The organism is Sinorhizobium medicae, from assembly GCF_007827695.1.
In the GTDB taxonomy this organism is placed as follows: domain Bacteria; phylum Pseudomonadota; class Alphaproteobacteria; order Rhizobiales; family Rhizobiaceae; genus Sinorhizobium; species Sinorhizobium medicae.
The window spans coordinates 1-19,180 of record NZ_VITA01000039.1 but is presented as its reverse complement, the minus strand read 5'-3'; the positions used below and the strand labels follow the sequence as shown (position 1 = coordinate 19,180).

Annotated in this window: 15 protein-coding genes and 7 pseudogenes; 10 read left to right on the top strand and 12 right to left on the bottom strand. The window is 58.0% G+C overall.

Annotated features, from left to right (window positions below):
- The 4 genes and pseudogenes from FB009_RS31420 to FB009_RS33530 form a co-directional block, all read right to left on the bottom strand.
- Nucleotides 1-206 (bottom strand): annotated as a pseudogene (locus FB009_RS31420) (phage holin family protein); the annotation flags it as partial.
- A pseudogene (locus FB009_RS31415) lies at nucleotides 207-445 on the bottom strand (hypothetical protein). It abuts the pseudogene before it with no gap.
- 369 nt (nucleotides 446-814) lie between these two features.
- Nucleotides 815-1,018 carry a peptidoglycan-binding domain-containing protein gene (locus tag FB009_RS33535; RefSeq protein WP_225996818.1) on the bottom strand — a complete coding sequence of 68 codons (204 nt, stop codon included), beginning with the start codon at nucleotides 1,016-1,018 and terminating at the stop codon, nucleotides 815-817.
- A 48-nt stretch (nucleotides 1,019-1,066) separates the two neighbouring features.
- Entirely contained in the window at nucleotides 1,067-1,357 is a 291-nt protein-coding gene (locus FB009_RS33530; protein WP_225996819.1) for a hypothetical protein, read from the bottom strand.
- A 209-nt stretch (nucleotides 1,358-1,566) separates the two neighbouring features.
- Between FB009_RS33530 and FB009_RS33525 the strand changes: the two genes are divergently transcribed.
- The 3 genes from FB009_RS33525 (at nucleotide 1,567) to FB009_RS31390 (ending at nucleotide 3,137) form a co-directional block, all read left to right on the top strand.
- Nucleotides 1,567-1,788: a hypothetical protein gene (locus FB009_RS33525; RefSeq protein ID WP_011970819.1), complete on the top strand. Its 222-nt coding sequence runs from the start codon at nucleotides 1,567-1,569 to the stop codon at nucleotides 1,786-1,788.
- A 483-nt stretch (nucleotides 1,789-2,271) separates the two neighbouring features.
- Nucleotides 2,272-2,448, top strand: a complete 177-nt coding sequence (locus tag FB009_RS31395) for a hypothetical protein (protein ID WP_011970821.1) — start codon at nucleotides 2,272-2,274, stop codon at nucleotides 2,446-2,448.
- 242 nt (nucleotides 2,449-2,690) lie between these two features.
- Complete coding sequence (locus FB009_RS31390) at nucleotides 2,691-3,137, top strand: helix-turn-helix domain-containing protein (RefSeq protein WP_011970822.1); 447 nt, start codon at nucleotides 2,691-2,693, stop codon at nucleotides 3,135-3,137.
- Nucleotides 3,138-3,237: 100 nt separating this feature from the next.
- Here FB009_RS31390 and FB009_RS33865 read toward each other — a convergent pair.
- The 3 genes and pseudogenes from FB009_RS33865 to FB009_RS31375 all read right to left on the bottom strand — a co-directional run.
- A pseudogene (locus tag FB009_RS33865) lies at nucleotides 3,238-3,421 on the bottom strand (VOC family protein); the annotation flags it as partial.
- Nucleotides 3,422-3,638: 217 nt separating this feature from the next.
- Nucleotides 3,639-4,091: a terminase large subunit domain-containing protein gene (locus tag FB009_RS31380; RefSeq protein ID WP_018009143.1), complete on the bottom strand. Its 453-nt coding sequence runs from the start codon at nucleotides 4,089-4,091 to the stop codon at nucleotides 3,639-3,641.
- 16 nt (nucleotides 4,092-4,107) lie between these two features.
- Nucleotides 4,108-4,351: pseudogene (locus tag FB009_RS31375) on the bottom strand (DUF2280 domain-containing protein); the annotation flags it as partial.
- A 38-nt stretch (nucleotides 4,352-4,389) separates the two neighbouring features.
- Between FB009_RS31375 and FB009_RS32955 the strand changes: the two are divergent.
- Entirely contained in the window at nucleotides 4,390-4,635 is a 246-nt protein-coding gene (locus tag FB009_RS32955) for a hypothetical protein (RefSeq protein WP_186447695.1), read from the top strand.
- On the opposite strand, the pseudogene FB009_RS31365 reads toward FB009_RS32955, so the two are convergent.
- Nucleotides 4,636-5,164, bottom strand: a pseudogene (locus FB009_RS31365) (putative metallopeptidase).
- A 1,190-nt stretch (nucleotides 5,165-6,354) separates the two neighbouring features.
- On the bottom strand, nucleotides 6,355-6,591 hold the full coding sequence (locus tag FB009_RS33030) for a hypothetical protein (RefSeq protein WP_018210148.1): 237 nt from the start codon (nucleotides 6,589-6,591) through the stop codon (nucleotides 6,355-6,357).
- A 172-nt stretch (nucleotides 6,592-6,763) separates the two neighbouring features.
- On the opposite strand from FB009_RS33030, the gene FB009_RS34035 reads away from it, so the two are divergent.
- The 5 genes from FB009_RS34035 to groL all read left to right on the top strand — a co-directional run bounded on the left by FB009_RS34035 (nucleotide 6,764) and on the right by groL (nucleotide 10,549).
- A complete protein-coding gene (locus FB009_RS34035) occupies nucleotides 6,764-6,898 on the top strand; it encodes a hypothetical protein (RefSeq protein ID WP_011970825.1) in 135 nt (44 codons plus the stop codon).
- Between the two features lie 198 nt (nucleotides 6,899-7,096).
- Nucleotides 7,097-7,348, top strand: a complete 252-nt coding sequence (gene acpP, locus FB009_RS31345) for an acyl carrier protein (protein ID WP_011970826.1) — start codon at nucleotides 7,097-7,099, stop codon at nucleotides 7,346-7,348.
- A 647-nt stretch (nucleotides 7,349-7,995) separates the two neighbouring features.
- The gene (locus tag FB009_RS33860) at nucleotides 7,996-8,283 is read left to right on the top strand and encodes a hypothetical protein (protein WP_331251719.1); all 288 of its coding nucleotides are present in this window, start codon (nucleotides 7,996-7,998) and stop codon (nucleotides 8,281-8,283) included.
- Between the two features lie 256 nt (nucleotides 8,284-8,539).
- Entirely contained in the window at nucleotides 8,540-8,836 is a 297-nt protein-coding gene (groES, locus tag FB009_RS31335) for a co-chaperone GroES (RefSeq protein WP_014528059.1), read from the top strand.
- A 75-nt stretch (nucleotides 8,837-8,911) separates the two neighbouring features.
- Nucleotides 8,912-10,549, top strand: coding sequence for a chaperonin GroEL (groL, locus tag FB009_RS31330; protein WP_014530987.1), 1,638 nt, complete (start codon nucleotides 8,912-8,914; stop codon nucleotides 10,547-10,549).
- 2,664 nt (nucleotides 10,550-13,213) lie between these two features.
- Here the strand turns inward: groL and FB009_RS33850 are convergent.
- From FB009_RS33850 to FB009_RS31300, 3 genes and pseudogenes are all read right to left on the bottom strand, one after another.
- Nucleotides 13,214-13,398 (bottom strand): annotated as a pseudogene (locus FB009_RS33850) (hypothetical protein).
- A gap of 350 nt (nucleotides 13,399-13,748) precedes the next feature.
- A pseudogene (locus FB009_RS34030) lies at nucleotides 13,749-14,086 on the bottom strand (IS110 family transposase); the annotation flags it as partial.
- A 394-nt stretch (nucleotides 14,087-14,480) separates the two neighbouring features.
- The gene (locus tag FB009_RS31300; RefSeq protein ID WP_234705535.1) at nucleotides 14,481-15,587 is read right to left on the bottom strand and encodes a C1 family peptidase; all 1,107 of its coding nucleotides are present in this window, start codon (nucleotides 15,585-15,587) and stop codon (nucleotides 14,481-14,483) included.
- Between the two features lie 185 nt (nucleotides 15,588-15,772).
- Between FB009_RS31300 and FB009_RS31295 the strand changes: the two genes are divergently transcribed.
- The gene (locus FB009_RS31295) at nucleotides 15,773-18,694 is read left to right on the top strand and encodes a type 2 lanthipeptide synthetase LanM family protein (RefSeq protein WP_011970831.1); all 2,922 of its coding nucleotides are present in this window, start codon (nucleotides 15,773-15,775) and stop codon (nucleotides 18,692-18,694) included.
- The last annotated feature ends 486 nt before the right edge of the window (nucleotides 18,695-19,180 follow it).

The window sequence follows — 19,180 nt, the reverse complement described above, 5'->3', positions numbered from 1 at the left end:
AAAGCCGCGCCGATCAATGCCATGCCGACGGCGATCGGTATTTCCCAGAACAGCTCCTTGCCGAAGAACTTCCGGCGCATCTTCCGGACTTCGTTCGTGTGCCACATCAGCCGGCCGACCATCGCGCTGATCATGGGTCATGGTCTCGCCGCGCCGCCGAACCACGCATTGAACAACTCGATCAAAGCGAATATTTCTTGCGACATTCAGCGCCCTTCCCCGCGTCCGGCGCATTCCCCTTTCGTCCAGACCGCCGCGGCGCAGATGCCGACGACGGTCCGGTCGATCTTGCGCTGATCAGCCGGCGTCCCGCCACGCCCGCCGATTAAATCAGTGCCCACCACGCGGCGGAAACCGTCGGCACTTGCCGGCGCCGAAGTCCCACATCCCCGGAGGGCAAGATCGAAGCGAGTGCGGACATCGTCCGCAGTGCGGCCAGCTTCATTGTTCTGCCTTTCGATGGAGGTTCTGACATCGTCGCCGCCCTGCCGGTAGATCCAGGCAACGACGGCGGCGACGATAGCGAGACCGGCCGCAGCCACGATGAGGCGAGGAGTGCAGAACATTACGCCATCCCCTCGACCTGCTTTGCGACGGCCTTCCGATCGGAGTTCTTGCGCCAGTAGAGGAAGCCGGCCATGCCGCCGAACGCGACAAGGATCAATAAGAGGTTATGCCACGGTATGCCGCCGATCTCGTAGAGCAGCGAAAGTGCTCGACGACGACGACAGAGGAGTGATGACCTCGTTGGACTTCCACCGCGGCGCGTCGAGGCTGGTTGGCGTGACAGATACCGGTACCAGCTTCTCCTCCGTCACCGGGCCACGTTGACCTCCGGCCGTGCCGCTTCGCCCGGAGTGAGCGCCACAAGCGCCGTATGCATCGCAGCACGGGTTTTCGGTCCGACATCGCCGTCGACCTGCAGGCGCTGGTCGGCTTGGAACTGAAGGACGTTGTCGGCGCGGTAGCCGAGAAGAACGAGCGAGATCCGCCCCAATCGGTCAAACCAATCAGCCAAGCCGTTCTTGCCGCCGTTGATCTTCTTCGTGATGGTCTCGGCGTCGCCTTAGCCGGCCCAGCGGTTCAGCTCGCGTGTGTCCCAGTAGAACAGAGGCACCAGGCCTTCCCACGGATCGGCATTGACCGCGTCGGGATCCTTGACGAAGTCGGGGTAGTCGAGACCAGCCGCGCGGCACCAGTTGCGGTACTGGCGGTAGTTGTCCTTGCCGGTGAGCTGCATGCCGGTTCGACCGCGGTAGAGATAGCCGTCACCGTCTTTTCCGGCGTGTTGCCGAGATCTGCGGGTATCGTAGCGCTGTTGCGCCGGTGTCGGCCCCAGATCTCTCGATCGTAGCAAAAGTCGCCGCTCCCGTGGCGGCGCTCATTGAAGTCTCCTGGTTGTCGTTGGGGAATATTCGGCGGCTGGTTTGTGGCGGCCGGCAGTGTTCGGGCTTAGACTGACATTGGTCGTCTTGCCCCTCGCAGCCGGCCGGGAGGCTCGTCATCGGCCCGCGGCCTTTGACGAGCCTCGCCATTGATCCACATCAATGGAAATGGGAATTGAACATGGACGATAGCGAAGCGAGAAGCGCCGGCCCAATCGAGCAAGCTTCTGACCTCTCAGACATCGCGGCGCAGTGCGCCGTTTCAAATCTTTTGGACGTTGCGGCACAGCTTGCCGGCCTCGCCGAGGACCTCAAAGCCCTATCGTCAAGGCCGATCGCACCCAGACCGACATTGGCCGAGCCCGACGATCAGCCTGAATCAAGGTTCTCCGGCATCATTTGAAAATCGAGTCATCAAGACAGTGCCGCGGCAATAATGCCGCCACGAAAACGACTGCTGCGAGAGCTGCAGCCCATTCTATTATCTCGACGCACTCGGCAGGACGCATCGCACTCCTCCTTCGGTGAGCCCCTGAAAACGAAACGCTCCGCAACAAAGATCGTTGCTCGGACATGAGTTCGAGGGCGACGGGAAGAGCTTCCCGAGCCATAATACTCGTGGTTGGTGCCCGTGAAAGGTCAGATGAGCTGGATCGCCCGGCTTGGACGCTGCGAAGAGGCCTGCCAATGGAAGATAGCGGAATTGACGCGGGGCACATGGACGAATTCGATTTGCTCGATGCCCAAATGACCTCAGGAATACCGCTCTGCTCAGGGAGGTCGAGCGCGCCTCAGGCTTGCCCTGCCCCGTTATCGCGACAAAATCACTAGCGCCCACAGGCTGGCATTTCAGAGCTTTTGCCGAGTCAATGAGGTCACTGCGCTGATGGTCGACGAGCTCCGCAAGGAGGTCCCATGCCGCGAGGAGCTGCCGGCGGAATACGACGATCTCTGTCGCAGCATCGAGGCAGCTGCGGTTGCGGTGCTGGAAGGGAAGACGAGCGATCATGGTTTTAGGCACCGGCCGGATCTCGCCACAACCACCGATGCTATCTGTTCTTAGACGCAAAAAAGGCCCCTTCTCTCTCGACGAGAAGAGGCCCGGCGTCTGAGCGTTCGAATTCACAGACGCTTCCATTTACGTGCTGAACGCGGTTGATGCAATCGAAGATCGCCGCGCCGGGAGGCACGGTTTTATCCATCTGGTTTTTTCTCTTGTTAAAGTGAATGTTGAAGTCAGGTGAGATAGGAGCACATCAAGGACTTCGGATCGGATCCGGCATGCGAGCGAAGGACTGAAACAATATGCGGAGAAGCCAAGCGGACAAGGATGTCGACGCGACCGTGGGAACCAACATCCGTCGATTTCGGGAGATCAGTGGGATCTCGCAGAAGAAACTGGGCGATGCGATCGGCGTCACGTTTCAGCAGATACAGAAGTACGATAGCGGCAAGGATCGGATTTCAGCGAGCAGGCTCGTCGAAACCGCCAGAGCGCTTGGTTGTGATCTCAACAGTCTTTTTGCCGGTATCGAAATTGGCGACGTGACATTGGCGTTCCCGCTCGCCGGCGAGCACCTTCACCAGCTCGGCCGTGGAATAGGTCCACACCGATCGCCAGGCGAAGAGTGCCTCGCCCTTGGCCGAGAACTGCGGGTTCGGATCGCCGCGATAGGCGATGGCGGTCTGGATGACGTCATATTGCCGCTCGCGTGCCTTGGCATCGAGATGTGGATGGCGGCGGAGTATTAAGCCTGAAGAGCAGCGCTTCCGCTGCTATTGCTCAGCCAGCACGACCTTCGACAAATCAACCGTCCATACGACGATGGTGATGCATCACGTTACCCGTGTTCGGCGGCGAGAGAAAGCGGGAGAGCTCAAAGCCGGCTGTGTCCGTCAGGCGTGCGCATCATGGCAGTCTCGACCTTCTGATCGCCCAGTCCGGTGACACGTCCGGCCCATTCTCCTTCGATTGTGGCCCGCCCTTCGAGCTCGAGACCGAGTTCGCGAAAGAAAAGAACGGAGCCTCCAAGGTCCCCATCTCCAAGCTTGTCGCTCCAATCTACGAGGTGTCCCCTAGTCTAACAACGAACGCTTGAGGTGCCGCCGACACCGGCGGCCATCCGGGCACGGTGCGCTGGTGACCACGGAGCTGAGCGCGGCGAGTGGAAGGGCAAATTCGAAGGCGAAGTGACGAGGGTAAGAAGGCGAAGATCAACGCGGACCTGACCGACCCGCTTTCGGCCTCCGGCATCACCAATCCAGCATTCGTGAAGGCCGACCGCGCAATATTAAGACGCGTATCGGCTCTGCTACATCCGTGGTCCGAAGGACGCCTGCCCGCTCCGGGATCGGCAATCCGGTATCCTGGTCGATCCACCAGCTGATGAACTCGACAACCCAGCTATCTGCATCAGGGTTGCAGGTTGCTCTGATGTATGGCCGCACGCCGCTCATAGAGCGGTTACGCGAAACCATGTACCAGAACTGCTTCGCGCTGAAATGCGTCAGCTCGTCGAAGCAGATGAGCGGGATCTGCGAGCCCTGCCAGTTCAGGACGGTCTTGTCATGCTCGAGGTGAGCAAACGATACCGAAGCTCCTGACGGGAAGCTCCATTGCAGTACATGCTCCTTGGGCGATGCGCCGATGGCCGGATAGAGCTTCTCGCTCTCATCCCAAAGACCGCCCTCGTTTCGGACCTGCACCGTGGACCGGCGGAAGACGGCGCCGCGCGATGGCTGATGGCGATGGTCGCCGTATCCTCTAGGAAGGTCTTGCGGATCTCTCCGAAAAGAGCTTTCCACTTTGGCGCTATGCCCGACGCTGCCTTCTTGTTCGGGTCATGGCTCACGTCGACCCCGAACTCCTTCTTGACTGCGGCCGCCACGACAGATGGACTATCAAAACACGCCAGGGCTTGCACAATGTAGGTTTTCACCTCATCAGAAAGTTTCGCTTTGGCCATTCGTCCGTCAAAGCCCCGTCAAAGAAGGAATCGCCTGCATGGCTAAACACCTGATCAGCCTTGAAGCTCTCGGAGATTGCGAGATCCGCGGTCACGCCATACCTCAAGGCACGTATCAGGGTGTGACCATTGATCGGCCAGATGTGAAAGCTGAAGCCGGCAGGGTGCAGGCCGTATTTTTGTGCCTTACCGCTGATAAATATGTTGATGCTGATAAAGCTCTCAATGCCAGTTCTGTGAATGTTACTGACTTGATCCAACAGGGCCTCATCGTCGAGATTTGATCAGGCGACCCTGAGCTGGCATGTGCCGCAAGCGTGGGCAATTAATCTTAGCCCGGGCTATCTCTGGCGGGCGGTTAGCGGCATTTACGATCGCGCGGACACCAGCTGCATCTGCGCCATAGCGGCGAACAACGCCGACGAACTCTTCGACGTTATGTCCGCGAATGGTGAAGACGGGCGCGCCACATGCCCGGCAGTATTCGGCATCGAGCGTGATGATGAAATCCGGGACGAAGCCGAACCACTGCTTTACCTGCATCTCTGCTCGGGCGCGGGCCCATTTGCCCATGGCGCCTTGAGGCTTTCCCTCTTCGCACTGGCCGATGATGCGGCGGCCCTTGCGGCTGTTCTTGACTACGGTCCAGAGAAAGCCGATCTCGGCATGTGCAAGGTGAGCGTGCTCCTCGTTGTGGAGCGGCGACGAAGGATCGAGGAAGGCCGCCTTTATCCATTCTGGCATATCTTCGGCGGAAATGAAGGCCAGGGAGCTGATATTCTCGAAGAGCGAGATTGGAGATTGTGGCCTCAAAGCGCGGCGCCCCAATCAGGCAGTTCGTCCTTACCTGTCATGGTGATCTCTTGCGTTTGCCGGCCGGATGGGTGAAGAGACGTTCCGATTCCCCATATTTCTGAATTGGGGCAGGAGTAACAATGCCATGAAAGAAGGTACTATCCTTCTCCTCTCCGTCCTTGCCGCCGTCGTCCTCTTTACAATGCTGGCATTGCACTAACCGCGCATCGTTCACATAAGGGTTGCCTAAATAACTAGGAACAAGAAGTGAACTCGCTAGAGGAAAAGAACAGCACCCACCGATATGTGCCCTCGCGCACTGCCCGGTGGAACGAATAGCCCCCAGCCGCCCACTCGTCTATTAGGGCTTACATGCCGGGCATACCCGCAGGGCCTGAATGGTATTCGACGACGCGGCAGGACATGGTGACCTTTTGTGTGGGAGTAGCCCGCTCGGTACGCTTGTTCGAGCGGCAGCGGGACTTATTGTATCGGAGGGCGGCGGGCTTAGCGCTAGCCTCTTATCACGTCTACCGTGCGCCACTCGCGCTGGCCACCATCAACTATGACAGGCCCCTGTGAGGGAACTTCACCAGTGTCGCCTTGCTTTGCTCGCATTCATCGGGTCGTGATGGGAGATGGATAAGGCAGGCATCGCATTTATGGCATTAATACTCGTCCTCATCTTTCTCGTGATGAGCATCCTGGCAGTCGATCGAACATCGATAGAAGCGCGCCCGAATACGCAGGGGCTGGTTCCCACCAACTACCCGTGAGATTGTTTATGCCCGCGGGAGTCGCGGCGGCGCTGACAGTTTCCCAAGGAGACTTAAAACTGCCTTGGGAGGCGGGTGATCAGTTCGTCATCGTGAACTCGGTTTCCATCAGGAGCCATCCAGCAGCACCTCTGCCTTCACGCTCATGTCGTTGTTCATTGCGCGCAGCTGAGCGAGGAAAAGATCAGTACCCACTGGTATGTGCTTTCGGGCACTGCCTGGTGGAGAGCATGTCCCTGGGCCGCCTTCTCGTTGATGAGGGCTTGCATGCCCTTGAGGCCGTCTGGGCCGGTATCGAAGTACTCGACTAGGTATTCGCATCCTCATCTCCTCAAAGCTACGGCCCTGCGATTGCGCTACTGCGCTCTCAGTGGGCTCTTGCCCTCGCCCCTGTCCTTCAGCGGATAGGAATGCATTATGTATTCTTTTGTCCTACCTTGCGCTTCGAATGCTGCTTGGGCGGCCAGGTTGTTGGGGTGCGTACCCGAAAGGATCGAAAAGATATTTCCTTGCTCTTGGGCTTGTCGCGAAGGGCATAGAAAAGAGCGGTGTAGATACCTTTCCGTCGATGCTCGGCAGCACGTAGCCGAGCAAGATGCTCCAGTTCTCCGGGCCGCAGTCGTAGATGATCAAGCCGATTGCCTCGCCGTCTTCACCGATGGCTACCATGCAAGGCTCATTGAAATTCGGCGGATCGGGCTCCCGGCCGCCGAACCCACTCTCTTGGAGGTAAGACATTGCCCCCGGCACCAACTGCCACGCTGGTGAATGCCCATAGTGCTTATAGAAGCGATGCGGTACTCAGCGGTGCGCTGACCGCTCTTCTGGGAAGGGGTCTTCATTGACGCTCCTGAGCGTTGCCTTCCTCGTACTCATTTGCGTTCTCATCGCTCTCGTGGTGAGCATCCTGGGATTCGTTCCAGAGAACGAGGTGCCGCCCGATGTCCCGGATGTTCCTCAGACGCCCCTAAGATGAGACGGAGTGGCCGCTTTATGTGTTGGTTGCAGGCCTGGGAATCGCGCCCGGTCTTTCGTGGTTAGAGCCATGCGGCTTACCAGATGCCCTGTCTGCGACGTCGAGATTAATGGTATAAAGAAAAGCGATGATTATGCTCACGCCTCGGCGCTCGAGCATGCCGGGAGAAGCGTGATAATGCTTTAAGGGAGGACACCGGTGGAAAAATCCAGCGCGGACGTCTCTAATCGTATAAGAGCAATAATCGTCGAGCAGTTGGGCGTCGACCCTGCCCATGCTGTGGACGACGCGTCTCTGGTCGATGACCTGGGCGCCGACTTTCTCGAAGTCGCTCAAATCGTCATGATGATCCAGGACGAGTTCAATATCGAACTTTCAGATGACGTGGCCGAGGCCGTTATCACGGTCGGAGATGCAATTTACGTGGTTACGTCGAAAACCAAGAGCTAACCGCAGCAGAGGTAAATGAGTCGTGCTGGGACGAGGCGGAGTTTTTCCATCCCTTCACTGTCTCGCGCTTCAGAATAGGTCTCAGAGCTATCCGGCAACTGATGTCCCGCGACGACAGATTTGCGACGATTTTGGCTTCTGCGAGCCATTCGTGTGAGCGACGGAGGGGGTTCATGCTTTCCAAGGTAGAGCGTCGGCGCATTTTTTGCTTAAAACCATCCTAATCAACCGTTTTGACGTGCTTCTAGCCAACAATGAGGGACTGCGGCCGGGGATGCCCTCCCCTCAACCCGAGTGTCTCGTCCTAGTTGGAGACCAAGCTATGTCACACAAATCACCTGCAACGAGTGCTCCGATCTTGCAAATGAACTCCCTGGCGCCTGCGGTCAAAGTGCGGGAATGGGTGAGTGGCGAGCCCCTTGCAATCTTCCAGCCGGGCAAATTGTACATCCTCGAATTTGTGGAACCTCGTGTGAACCTAGTGAGGGGGCGTTGCGCGACCTGATAGAGCCGCAGGAGACTTACAAGGGCAGTGTAGTTGAGGTCGCAGCCGTCGCGGCACAAAGGGCTGCACCCGCCGATGAGGACCGCAGCAAGATTGACGCATGGTTGGCTAAGTCCCGACGTTGAACTTTCGCGTCAGGTTCATGCAGTCTCTCCGCGTTCCTGCTTTTCCGGAGGTGGCTTGCTACTACTATGAGATCGGCAACAAAGACCGTGCGGTCGAGTTGCTCGAGCTGGCGTTGAAGTCGCTGGACGAGCACGGTGCGAAAGAATTCTTCCAACCAGATCTGCTGCAGACCACCCATACCAATCACAAGGGCGAAGAGGTTTGTTACGGCGATGTTTGTGTGGTTCCGCGGCCGAATGTTTCAAGCGGTGCCACGCCGAACGCGGAGCAGGAGAACCCGGCTGAAAGAGGCGCTTTTGAATGACTTCTCGTTGCGAGGGGCGCTAATCGCGAGCTCCAGATGAAGGACGCTTCCGCGATGCATGCCCAAACGGGACATAAGAGGATCGTAATCGGCAATCCCCAGCATGCGATCGGCCTGTCCCGTTGGGAATTTGCCTGACACGCACGCATCGGGGACATATCTCAGCCACCGAGCTAGCACTCTCGCGTAAAGAGTGCTACCAACCACCACCGGGTCGTTCAAATATCCGTACTGTCAATGATCGAGGGATTAGACAATGGCAAGCACCAATTTCCGTCCGCTGCACGACCGCGTTGTCGTCCGCCGCGTCGAATCTGAAGAAAAGACCAAGGGCGGCGTCATCATTCCGGACACCGCTAAGGAAAAGCCGCAGGAAGGCGAAATCGTGGCTGTCGGTTCCGGTGCCCGTGACGAAAGCGGCAAGGTTGTTCCGCTCGACGTCAAGGCTGGCGACCGCATCCTGTTCGGCAAGTGGTCCGGCACCGAAGTCAAGATCAACGGCGAAGACCTTCTGATCATGAAGGAAGCCGACATCATGGGTGTCATCGGCTGATCGCCGGCAACCCTTCAAACTTCCGCAATTTGAAACCGGACCCGTTCCGGAATTTCGAAACCAGGAGCTTTCAAAATGGCAGCTAAAGAAGTCAAGTTCGGCCGTAGCGCGCGCGAAAAGATGCTGCGCGGCGTCGACATCCTCGCCGACGCAGTCAAGGTGACGCTCGGCCCGAAGGGCCGCAACGTCGTCATCGACAAGTCGTTCGGCGCGCCGCGCATCACCAAGGACGGCGTCACCGTGGCCAAGGAGATCGAACTCGAAGACAAGTTCGAGAACATGGGCGCCCAGATGGTCCGCGAAGTCGCTTCGAAGACCAACGACATTGCCGGTGACGGCACGACGACTGCAACCGTTCTCGCTCAGGCAATCGTTCGCGAAGGCGCGAAGGCCGTTGCCGCCGGCATGAACCCGATGGACCTTAAGCGCGGTATCGACCTCGCCGTCGCGGAAGTCGTCAAGGACCTGCTCGCCAAGGCCAAGACGATCAACACCTCGGACGAAGTCGCCCAGGTCGGCACGATCTCGGCAAACGGCGAAAAGCAGATCGGTCTCGACATCGCCGAAGCGATGCAGAAGGTTGGCAACGAAGGCGTCATCACGGTTGAAGAAGCCAAGACCGCCGAGACCGAACTCGAAGTCGTCGAAGGCATGCAGTTCGACCGCGGTTATCTGTCGCCCTACTTCGTCACCAACCCGGAAAAGATGGTCGCCGACCTCGAAGACGCTTTCATTCTCCTGCACGAGAAGAAGCTCTCCAACCTCCAGGCGATGCTCCCGGTTCTCGAAGCCGTCGTGCAGACCGGCAAGCCGCTCCTCATCATCGCTGAAGACGTCGAAGGCGAAGCACTCGCAACGCTCGTCGTCAACAAGCTGCGTGGCGGCCTGAAGATCGCTGCCGTCAAGGCTCCGGGCTTCGGCGACCGCCGCAAGGCCATGCTCGAAGACATCGCCATCCTGACGGGCGGCACCGTGATCTCGGAAGACCTCGGCATCAAACTCGAAAGCGTCACGCTCGACATGCTCGGCCGCGCTAAGAAGGTTTCGATCACCAAGGAAAACACGACGATCGTCGACGGCGCCGGCCAGAAGTCCGACATCGAAGGCCGCGTCGCCCAGATCAAGGCCCAGATCGAAGAAACCACTTCCGACTACGACCGTGAGAAGCTGCAGGAGCGCCTTGCCAAGCTCGCTGGCGGCGTTGCCGTCATCCGCGTCGGCGGTGCGACGGAAGTCGAAGTGAAGGAAAAGAAGGACCGCATCGACGACGCTCTCAACGCGACGCGCGCTGCAGTTCAGGAAGGCATCGTACCGGGCGGCGGCGTTGCTCTGCTGCGTTCCTCCGTCAAGATCACCGTCAAGGGTGAAAACGACGACCAGGATGCCGGCGTCAACATCGTTCGCCGCGCTCTGCAGTCTCCGGCCCGCCAGATCGTCGAAAACGCTGGCGACGAAGCATCCATCGTCGTCGGCAAGATCCTCGAGAAGGACACCGACGACTTCGGTTACAACGCACAGACCGGCGAATATGGCGACATGATCGCCATGGGCATCATCGACCCGGTCAAGGTCGTTCGCACCGCGCTCCAGGACGCAGCCTCGGTTGCTTCGCTGCTCATCACCACCGAAGCCATGATCGCCGAGCTGCCGAAGAAGGACGCTCCGGCAATGCCTGGCGGCATGGGCGGCATGGGCGGCATGGACATGATGTGATAAGGCGACAGCCTTGGCAGGATCCATTCGGATCTGAAGGGCGGCTCTCGAGCCGCCCTTTTTTGCTACGCAACAAAGAGACGCGAGCGATCTCGTTGAGACAGGTCGATCCGACGCTGATCATCCGGTCTGCTGGCCACCTTCTTGGATGTGAATCTCTGCATGAGGATCGTCTCGGGGCCGGCCGTCATCCCGCCCGGCGACCAGCTGTCGGATTGTCACCTTCCAAGCCGCAGGGCCGTGGGGAGCGGCACCACAGCCGGATCTTCGTCTGCCCCGTGCGGTTGCCGGAACTTTGAGGCTTGTATCCAGGACAGGGGCGATGGCGCGAGGTCACGGGAAGGGAAGGATCATCAATATGAAGGCAGGGGTCACAACCGAAACTCTGAAGCGGGAATCTCCTAGACTTCAGCTTCGAGTTGCGAGGGGGGCGTTATGCCGAACGCGATATCTTTTCCAAATTCCAAGGGAGGTCTCGCGCGGTCAAGACGCTGATAAGCCATCGAGGCGCGAAGCCGCGTGTTACTCGTCGCTAAGGAGCCGCGTATCCGGCAGAATGGAAAGCGCTCCTTTGGGCGGAAGGGTACAAGCCTCCCCCAAGCGTTGGCGAATACTCCTCAGATTGTACAATTACTGCCGGTGATTTGTTTGAGGTATATCTTCGAAATCGTTGATGATGAAGGACAGAGTCGCGCGTATGTCGCCTCATACATGTATCGCAAAGCACATAAACTGATCGTGCTTCATCGTGGCGCGGAGGTCGGCTTCGACATATGTCGGATTTGCGACTGGTGCGCAGTCGACGAGGATGAAGTGCAACGGTCGGGGACCGCCCAAACTGGTTGGCTGCATGATTGTTGAATTGGCGCCCAGCGCGCGTTCAGTAAGGCCCCCTTACCGACCGGCGTCATCTGGCGCTGTAGCGTCATCCCTACCCTGAGAGTCGTAGGCACCATACCCGGCGCGCCGTCGGCCGCAGCAACGGCGAGCATTCCAGTCGATACATGGCCTTTTTCTACCAAAGACAGCGACTGCTGATTCAACGTGAGCGATGGGGTGGACGCTCCCACTCAACGGCATCTTCGTGCCAGAATGGTTGTGTGGAACCATTACAAGGGAGAGCGTCCATAGAAAAGGTTAGCATAGTCAGCTTGGATTTGGCCAAGAGCATAATTCAAGTTCACGCGGCCAGTGTAGATGGATCGGTGCTTTTCGGCGGAAGATTTCAAGCAAGAAGTTGCTTTGAAGTCGAGTCGAAGCGATCCCCTGCACCGAAACTGTCAACAATTGTGAACATCAGCAGGCTCGGCGCTGCGCGCGGGCGCTGGGAATCCACCCGCAGAAGCAACCATTTCGACACGCGCGAGGCCGCTACGGAGTCCGGTGCTGTTAGGCGCCCACTGCGCGCGGCTGACGACAAATGACGACGTCAGGAAGCGCGAAAGTTTTGCGCCGGGGTGGAAACGACGAAAAAAGGGAGGGCCGCAGCAACTCGGCTGTGTCGGACGTGCTTCTATTTAGCCCAAATTCGACTCAGGGCACGCTCGGCAAGGTGTTTGCGAATCTCACCACGTAGAGAAAACGCGCTGTACGGCTTCGCCCGTGGAAGCGGCAGAACCGGGGGGCATCAATTCCGCAAGCCTCCCTCAAGTACCCTGAGAACACCGTGGGTCGTGGTCAGTAGTAGGCGAGAAGGTTTATCACAGCTTGAACGAACGCCCGCGTTGGCTCATTTGCCTGTTCCAATTTCGGTATCCAATCGCCGCGGTCGAGTCAAGTGCCTCATCCCAGCCCTGGCGGAACTCGGCGCGAGGGAGGACAAACGAGCATCATGAGCCGTTTGATCAGGGACTTCGTCACCATGTTCTCGCCCTGGACCTTAATCAGTTGCTTGTTGAGCCTCTCTGCAACCTCGCTGAGGTAGCTGATTGCGCTCTCATTATCGCGGATAGGTTGGCATGAATTTATCCTTTGGTATGCTGCACTGGGGGAGGCGCGAAGATACACAACCATCATGCTCTGCTAGCATCAACATGATGATGCGTTCCGTTTTGCGCGGACCGCACGCGCGCCTCGCACGGCAGGACGAACCTTCCTCGCCAGGTGTCCCGCTTTGCCGCAACAGGGCCAATCTGCCGCGTTGCCACTCTCAACCAGCCAGCGATTGACCTCGCGACCGTCGGCGCGAAAGCAAATGCTGACCCGGCGCTTGTATCGAGTGCGCTCGACGAGCTCGCAACGAATAGGGCGCGACGGGGCAACAAAACTGTCTAGCGCGTAAGCGGCCTCTTTACCGCAGCGATAGGTACCGCCGTCGCCGTCTTCGCATCCTCGCCAGCTTTCCGGAGCATCGACGCCGTGCAAGCGGATGCGCTCGCCTCTGATTTCGATTGTATCTCCGTCGATCACCCTTGAGCGGCCGGTAATGGTTTCGGCAGCCGTCGCGAGGCTGGCCGACAAGAGCAGCGCCAACACCGGTGAACAACAGGACGAATTTTTCAACATGCAGCCTCTCTGGGTTGGTCCCTAACTGCTCGTCGAAGGCTCGATTTCAGTCAAAAGAGGGCTGGTAGAGTAAACCAGAAGCGGCTGAGTGGGGGATTGCAACTGGCGACTGCCAGCCGGGGCCGTGCGGAACAGCAGCGGCCAACCCGGCACCTTCGATCAGGCGGTATCATCGCCACCATCGTCGGGATCTTCGTCGGGCCACCAGCCGCGCCAATCGTTGCCAAGCGCATTCTTCGCCTGGCGGCCTGAAGTCGTCTGATGAGCTTCTGAAGCAGCTCGTGCTCGCTGATGCCGCTTTGCGCCGGCAGGTAAGCGGCTATATCGCGCTGGCGACCCTCTATCGCGCCTCGAGGCCAAATCTGGAGACCCGCGTCCCAAGATACAGGACTTGGGAGATATAAAGCATCTTTGTAGCCGGGCTCTGCCGCGCCCTCTGCGATGAGCTGACGTTCAAGAATGGCCGCACGCTTGCGAAGATCGCGCCACGCATCAAGTAAGGGCAAAATGATCTGTACCAAAGTAGTCTGCTTCTCCAGAAGCTCTCGAACATTGGGATCAAAAATCCGACCTGTGCCGTTGCGCACGATAAGGCCGAACGTCTTCATGACCCGCGGATCTGATTGCCAAGTTGGCTTGAGAGGCTCAGCAGCAGATTGCGGCCGCCCCAACGCGTGGGCCATCATAGCGTCGAACGACGTGACGCGAACCGTTTTATAAAAAGCCGACTTCAGCGAGCTGAGCCAGGCCATCGGCATCATTGGCGTCGGTCTTGTTGAGTGTTTCGCTCAATACCTTATGCGCGTGCCGCGCTTCAATGCAGATCGCCGGAGCCCCTTCGGCCATTAGCGCATGATAGAACCACGTCGACAGCGGCCCCGTTTTCAAAGACGACGCGCCTGGCGTGCGGCGCGTGCTTGCGGGTAATGTCAGCCCCGAGCTTTGGGTCCGAAAGGCACTTTCCCCGCCAGATCCGCTTCCCGCCCTCCCGAACCGAGGTCGCCGTATCTTTCAATGAACATCAAGCCCAATATATTGGTCCCGGGTTGCTGCCGCTTGATATTAGCCGGTTCCAATCGTGAGCCCGCCTTTCCATCTCATCGGGGGCGACCACCCCGTCAGCATCATCTTACGAAAAGGCTTTGGACGATCGCACCGCGATTACCCTATGCTCTGCGATTCGTATTCAACGTGGCAGAAAGTCGAGAACGCCAACAAAACGCATCCGCCGCATCATGCCTTCGCTTAAGGTCCCTCGCGTACGCCCGAACATCTTTCTCCTTAGTGGTTTTAAGTCGGCGGATTTCGACCGATCAGCAGAACCAGCATCGAGGAGGCTACCATGATGACTCGGCTAACGAAAAGTCAGGAGAAGAACCCGTTTCCGCGGTCACGCGGAAACGGGTTTGCATTTTATACCTTTCATTTAGCTGAACACGCTCATGTCGAGCCATTCCTGCTTGGTGATCGTCCACCAGTCAATCGACTGATGTTTCAGTAGGTAATCGTAAGGAATCCAGCCGTAGCCCTTGTCACCCCACTCCTCGCCATAGGAGTTTTTAATGAGGAAGGCGCCCCTCGTCTTGATGCCGGGGTTCTTGGCATTTTCCGTTGTGATGCCATCGTCATAGCCCATGACGGCAATGTTATGGGCGCCAAAAAGCGTGTCATCCTCACTCGGGTAAGGCAGGCGATCGGACGTCACGAATTGCTGCCAAGTGCCGAAATACGCCATGACGCCAAACATGACCGGACGGTTCCGACTGAGCAATGTCTTGGCCTGGCGCAACACCACGTCCTTTGAACGGTCCTTCGCATCAATCCTGCTGTACTTGAGAGAGCGATAACGACCTGCCAGCGCATAGGCAAAGGCAGACGGTTCAGCATCGAATTGGGATGCGTCATCCGGCCAATATTCTTCCGGCACCGTGCCTAAGGCTGCCAAAGCCTTCATGACGGATCGCGTATTGGCTCCCGTGTCGCCCGTCTTGTGCATCAGGTTGCGCGTGACCTTGTAAAGGAAAATTTCCGACAGCGACACTGCGTTTCCGCCGGCGCGATTTTCGAAATATTCCAGGATGGCCGAGGCGGCGTAGGCGGTGCAGGCGTTCAAGGTGCCCTGATTTTGGACCTGCGAGCACCATCGTCGCAAATCAACCTTTTCCGGCAATTGCTGGGGCAAATCCAACGTGAGGATCTTATCGCGAACGTCCCGCTTATCGATCAGCAGACCAAACCAACCGCCGGCATCGCCGCTCGCCCAGTTGGGTGCGCTACCGGGAAAGGCTTGATCGCATATCGCCTTTATGTCCGGAGCAGCGCTGATGCACTTTCCTCCATAGCCCTTCGGCACGAAAAAGCGCCCCTCATAGGCACCTTGCAGCCTGATCTGGCCAACCACATAGATCCCGTCGCCAACGGAATAGACAGCATGATCCGCCACACGCGAACAGACCGCGACATAGCCACCGTCAGGCCCCCCGTAACGATTGATCGTCGGCAAAGTGCGCTCCTGCCGCTGCGGGCCGGGCATGTAAGACACACCTCCATCCGCGCCGACATAGACCTTGAAATCCTCCGGCAGAAAGTTATAGAACGGCATTGTAGGCTGCATATATGTCTCCACATTCCTCAGATTGCACCATGTCGCAATATCCATAGCTGTCAATGCGGAAATGTTGCCGGATCGAAAGGGAGATTTGTGCGGGAGGCATCGCCATGATCGACGCAAACATCCGAAAAGAGGCACGAGACAATACGGCGATAGTAGCCCTTTGGCCATTGGTGGACGAGCTTGCCGATCCGGTGGGCAATACAGGCGCGCCTCGTGAGAAAGCCGGTTCCGAAGATGCGTTTCTCTCGGGTTTATGCTTCGCGGCGAGGCAAGACATTTCGCGAACGCCTTGCCTTGCGAAAGAGCTGCCTTTTGTTCACCTGTGGTTTCCTCTGGCCGAAGTCGCAATGGGGCTTCTGCCGCAAGCCGCGTTGGCGCCAACCGTCATCGGGCAACTGATTGTAGCGCTGACAGAGCGCCTTTGCGCGTTGGGGGCAGATGCACTTCAGCAAATACTTCAAGAGCGGCGTGGCGCTGGCGCGTCCGTCATCGCCGCATTAGCCCCGGAGAAAGACCCGAGCGCCGCGAAATGCGAGATCTATGATCGCTTGACAGACGAACTGCGGCAGACACATCTGGCGGAACTGCTGGATCGCTTTCCGGTCCTTCGACGCTTGATTCCTTTCACAATTGCAGTCTGGATCAGAAATCTTCGCGAGCTTTTAGCCCGCCTCGAGGCGGATCGGACAGCAATCGCTCAAAACTTCCGCCTTCCTGAAGACGCGGCGCTTTCCGGCATGCAATTTGCTGTCGGCGATACCCATAAGGGTGGACGGAGCGTCGTGCTGCTGGAATTCACTTGGCAGGGGCGGCAGACAAAACTCGTCTACAAGCCCCGTAACCTCGCCCTCGAGGCGGCGTTCCAGAATTTGCTGGCGGATCCGCGCGCTAGCATCGGTCTTTCACCTCTTCCCGGGCTGAAAATCTGGTGCGCAGAAGACTATGGCTATATGGAATTTGTTGAGGGCGCGCCCTGCGACAACGAAGATGTACTGCAGGCATTCTATCGCAGTGCCGGCAGACTGGCCGCTCTCCTGCATGTTTTAGGTTACACGGATGGTCACCACGAAAACCTCGTGGCGCATCACAGCCATCTATATGTTATAGACGCCGAAACGCTTTTGACGCCCTTCGAGAAGCCAGCAATTCGCCGTCCACGGCCGGGGGACAGCCTGGGTGCGGCCCAGACGGCATGGTCTTGGTTCGACACCACCGTTGCACGAACCGAGCTATTTCCAGCCTGGACCTTACTGGGCCTCGCACGCGATGCCGTCGATACGAGCGCTTTCGGCATCGATCCTCAGGAATGGCCAAGGCAAATTCCCGGCTGGCACTCCATCAATACGGATAACATGGCCCGCACCGTCATGATCGGGGAGCTCGTTCGCACGCAATCATTGCCCGTAACGTCAGACAGGAAGAATCCATTTTTCCGTCATCGTAAGCTCTTCATGGCCGGATTCCATGCGCAGTGCAGGTCCATCATCGCCAACAAACCCGTTTGGCTGGGGGAAGATGGCCTGTTGCAGGCCTTCAACGGCTGCAAGGGGCGCGCTGTCATTCGCGCGACACGGATCTATGCGGCGCTTGCACGCCGTCAGTTGACGGCGGAAGCATTGCGAAGCGAGCAGTCCCAAGCAGACGTTCTTTATCCGCTGGAGCGCCTTTTTGCGCCGCTTGCAGATCGTCAGGACGTTTCAAGCCTATGCGCCTCTGAAAAGCTGCAAATGCGCCAACTGGATATTCCCGTATTCACGCACACGGTCTCGCAAACGGCCCTGAACCTGACCGGCGATCAACGAATCGATGACTATTTCGAGACGAGTGGCTTGGCGGCAAGCCGGGAGCGAATAGAGGCATTGTCCTGCGAAAGGATCGAGCGTGAGATCGAAACAATAGACGCTTTGGCATCGGCCAAGGCATTGCGGCTCGCGCAGCACGGGCGGAGTTGCGAGAACAGCCTCCAACCGATCACCAATCCGACAGACCAGCTTTTATCGGAAATCAGGCGTCGATCAGATGGCTGGATCGGATTCGATCTCGCGCCGGATGGTATCCGGTTCTGCTACCAGCCGCTTGGAATGTCGCTCGTGAGCGGCACACTTGGTCTTGCCGTCTATCTTGCAGCGACCGGAAGACCAGAGGCCTGCCATATTGCAGAAAATTTGGCTGAGCCGCTTCTGAGGCTGGCGGAGAGCGGAACATCGGCTGAGCGCCTGCGGTGGTGGCGAGACCTGCCCATCGGGTTGCGTGGCAGCGGCGGACAGCTTCTGGCATTGTCGGCACTGCAGAGGCTTAGCATAATGGCCGATCGAATCCCGCACGCCATGCAGCAGTTGGTTGCAGTTCTCGATCGGGCCTTGCTCGAAGATAAGCCTTGGGATGTCTGGTCCGGATATGCGGGCTTGCTGGGTCCGCTCCTACTCGTGAATTCCGACACAGCGGACACTCAGGCCGAGATGGTTGCCTGCCGTCTGGCCGACTGGACCAGCAGAGAGGCGGAAACGGCACCGTCTGGCTTTGCGCAAGGTGCTTTTGGTGTATTGGCTGCGCTCAGTCAGTTTGCGCATGCATCAGGGAACGCAAACATTCGCGCTTCGGTTCAATCCCTGCTTCAACACAGCTCGGAAGCCTTCTGGCGCTTCGGCCCTCGCGCCGGTTCTGAATGGAGTTGCGGCATTGCAGGTCACATCATCACATGCCTGTGCCTGCGTCATGACCAAGAATGGCGAGCGAATGCGGATGCTGCAATCCGGCGCGGGGTGATCGGATTGGCGTCCCTGCCTAACCAAGGAGCCGGTATCCACAGCGGCACCGCCGGCGTCGAGATGGCCTGCGCGTCATCAGCACAGGCAACTGGCAATTTGCCATGCTCTTCAGACACCCAGAAGTACTGCGATCCACGCCATCTCGGTCTGTTCACTGGCGTTGCTGGTATAGGGTTCGCACAGATCCGGGACGAGCGGTCCAACGCGGCTCGCGACCTTATCATCTCTGCTGGTCTTCTTCCGACCATAGGCCATTGAACGGTCAGAAGTACAAGCTTTTTTGTCAAACGCCGAAAGGCTGTGTTTTGAAAATTTGTTTTGATATGATCGTTTTTGCTTTTGTCCTCGTCGAACATGTTAAATCAAATACTATGGGGCCTCGCAACGCTGGTGGCGAGCGTCAGGAAGCGTGGCTACCATTTCACGATCGATGACGCCAACAATTGCACAGCACGCTCGGACGCATTTGTTGAAGGGGAGATCTCCGGCCAAAATCAATCGAACGGCACCACCGTAATTGCGACTGTCGCCATCGAAGTCGTTCTAGTCGTGGCCGGCACTGTGACCCTTAAACGCACATCCACCCCCATAATCTGAAACCTGCAAGTAAGAGGCCCGGTTATGTACCAGCGCGGCTACCGAATGCTACGGGACTGTCAGGAATTCTGTGCGGTGGGCCATGATGATGAAAAGGAGCGAATCATCACATGGCTATCGAGAAAGAACTTCTGGACCAGCTCCTGG

What these genes read in the sequence shown, in the direction of transcription:
- FB009_RS31295 (WP_011970831.1), top strand. Translation starts at nt 15,773, where the DNA reads ATGATCGACGCAAACATCCGAAAAGAGGCACGAGACAATACGGCGATA.
- FB009_RS31300 (WP_234705535.1), bottom strand. Translation starts at nt 15,587, where the DNA reads ATGCCCGGCCCGCAGCGGCAGGAGCGCACTTTGCCGACGATCAATCGT.
- FB009_RS33860 (WP_331251719.1), top strand. Translation starts at nt 7,996, where the DNA reads ATGCAGTCTCTCCGCGTTCCTGCTTTTCCGGAGGTGGCTTGCTACTAC.
- FB009_RS31395 (WP_011970821.1), top strand. Translation starts at nt 2,272, where the DNA reads ATGGTCGACGAGCTCCGCAAGGAGGTCCCATGCCGCGAGGAGCTGCCG.
- FB009_RS31390 (WP_011970822.1), top strand. Translation starts at nt 2,691, where the DNA reads ATGCGGAGAAGCCAAGCGGACAAGGATGTCGACGCGACCGTGGGAACC.
- groES (WP_014528059.1), top strand. Translation starts at nt 8,540, where the DNA reads ATGGCAAGCACCAATTTCCGTCCGCTGCACGACCGCGTTGTCGTCCGC.
- FB009_RS32955 (WP_186447695.1), top strand. Translation starts at nt 4,390, where the DNA reads ATGGCTAAACACCTGATCAGCCTTGAAGCTCTCGGAGATTGCGAGATC.
- FB009_RS33030 (WP_018210148.1), bottom strand. Translation starts at nt 6,591, where the DNA reads ATGGTAGCCATCGGTGAAGACGGCGAGGCAATCGGCTTGATCATCTAC.
- groL (WP_014530987.1), top strand. Translation starts at nt 8,912, where the DNA reads ATGGCAGCTAAAGAAGTCAAGTTCGGCCGTAGCGCGCGCGAAAAGATG.
- FB009_RS33525 (WP_011970819.1), top strand. Translation starts at nt 1,567, where the DNA reads ATGGACGATAGCGAAGCGAGAAGCGCCGGCCCAATCGAGCAAGCTTCT.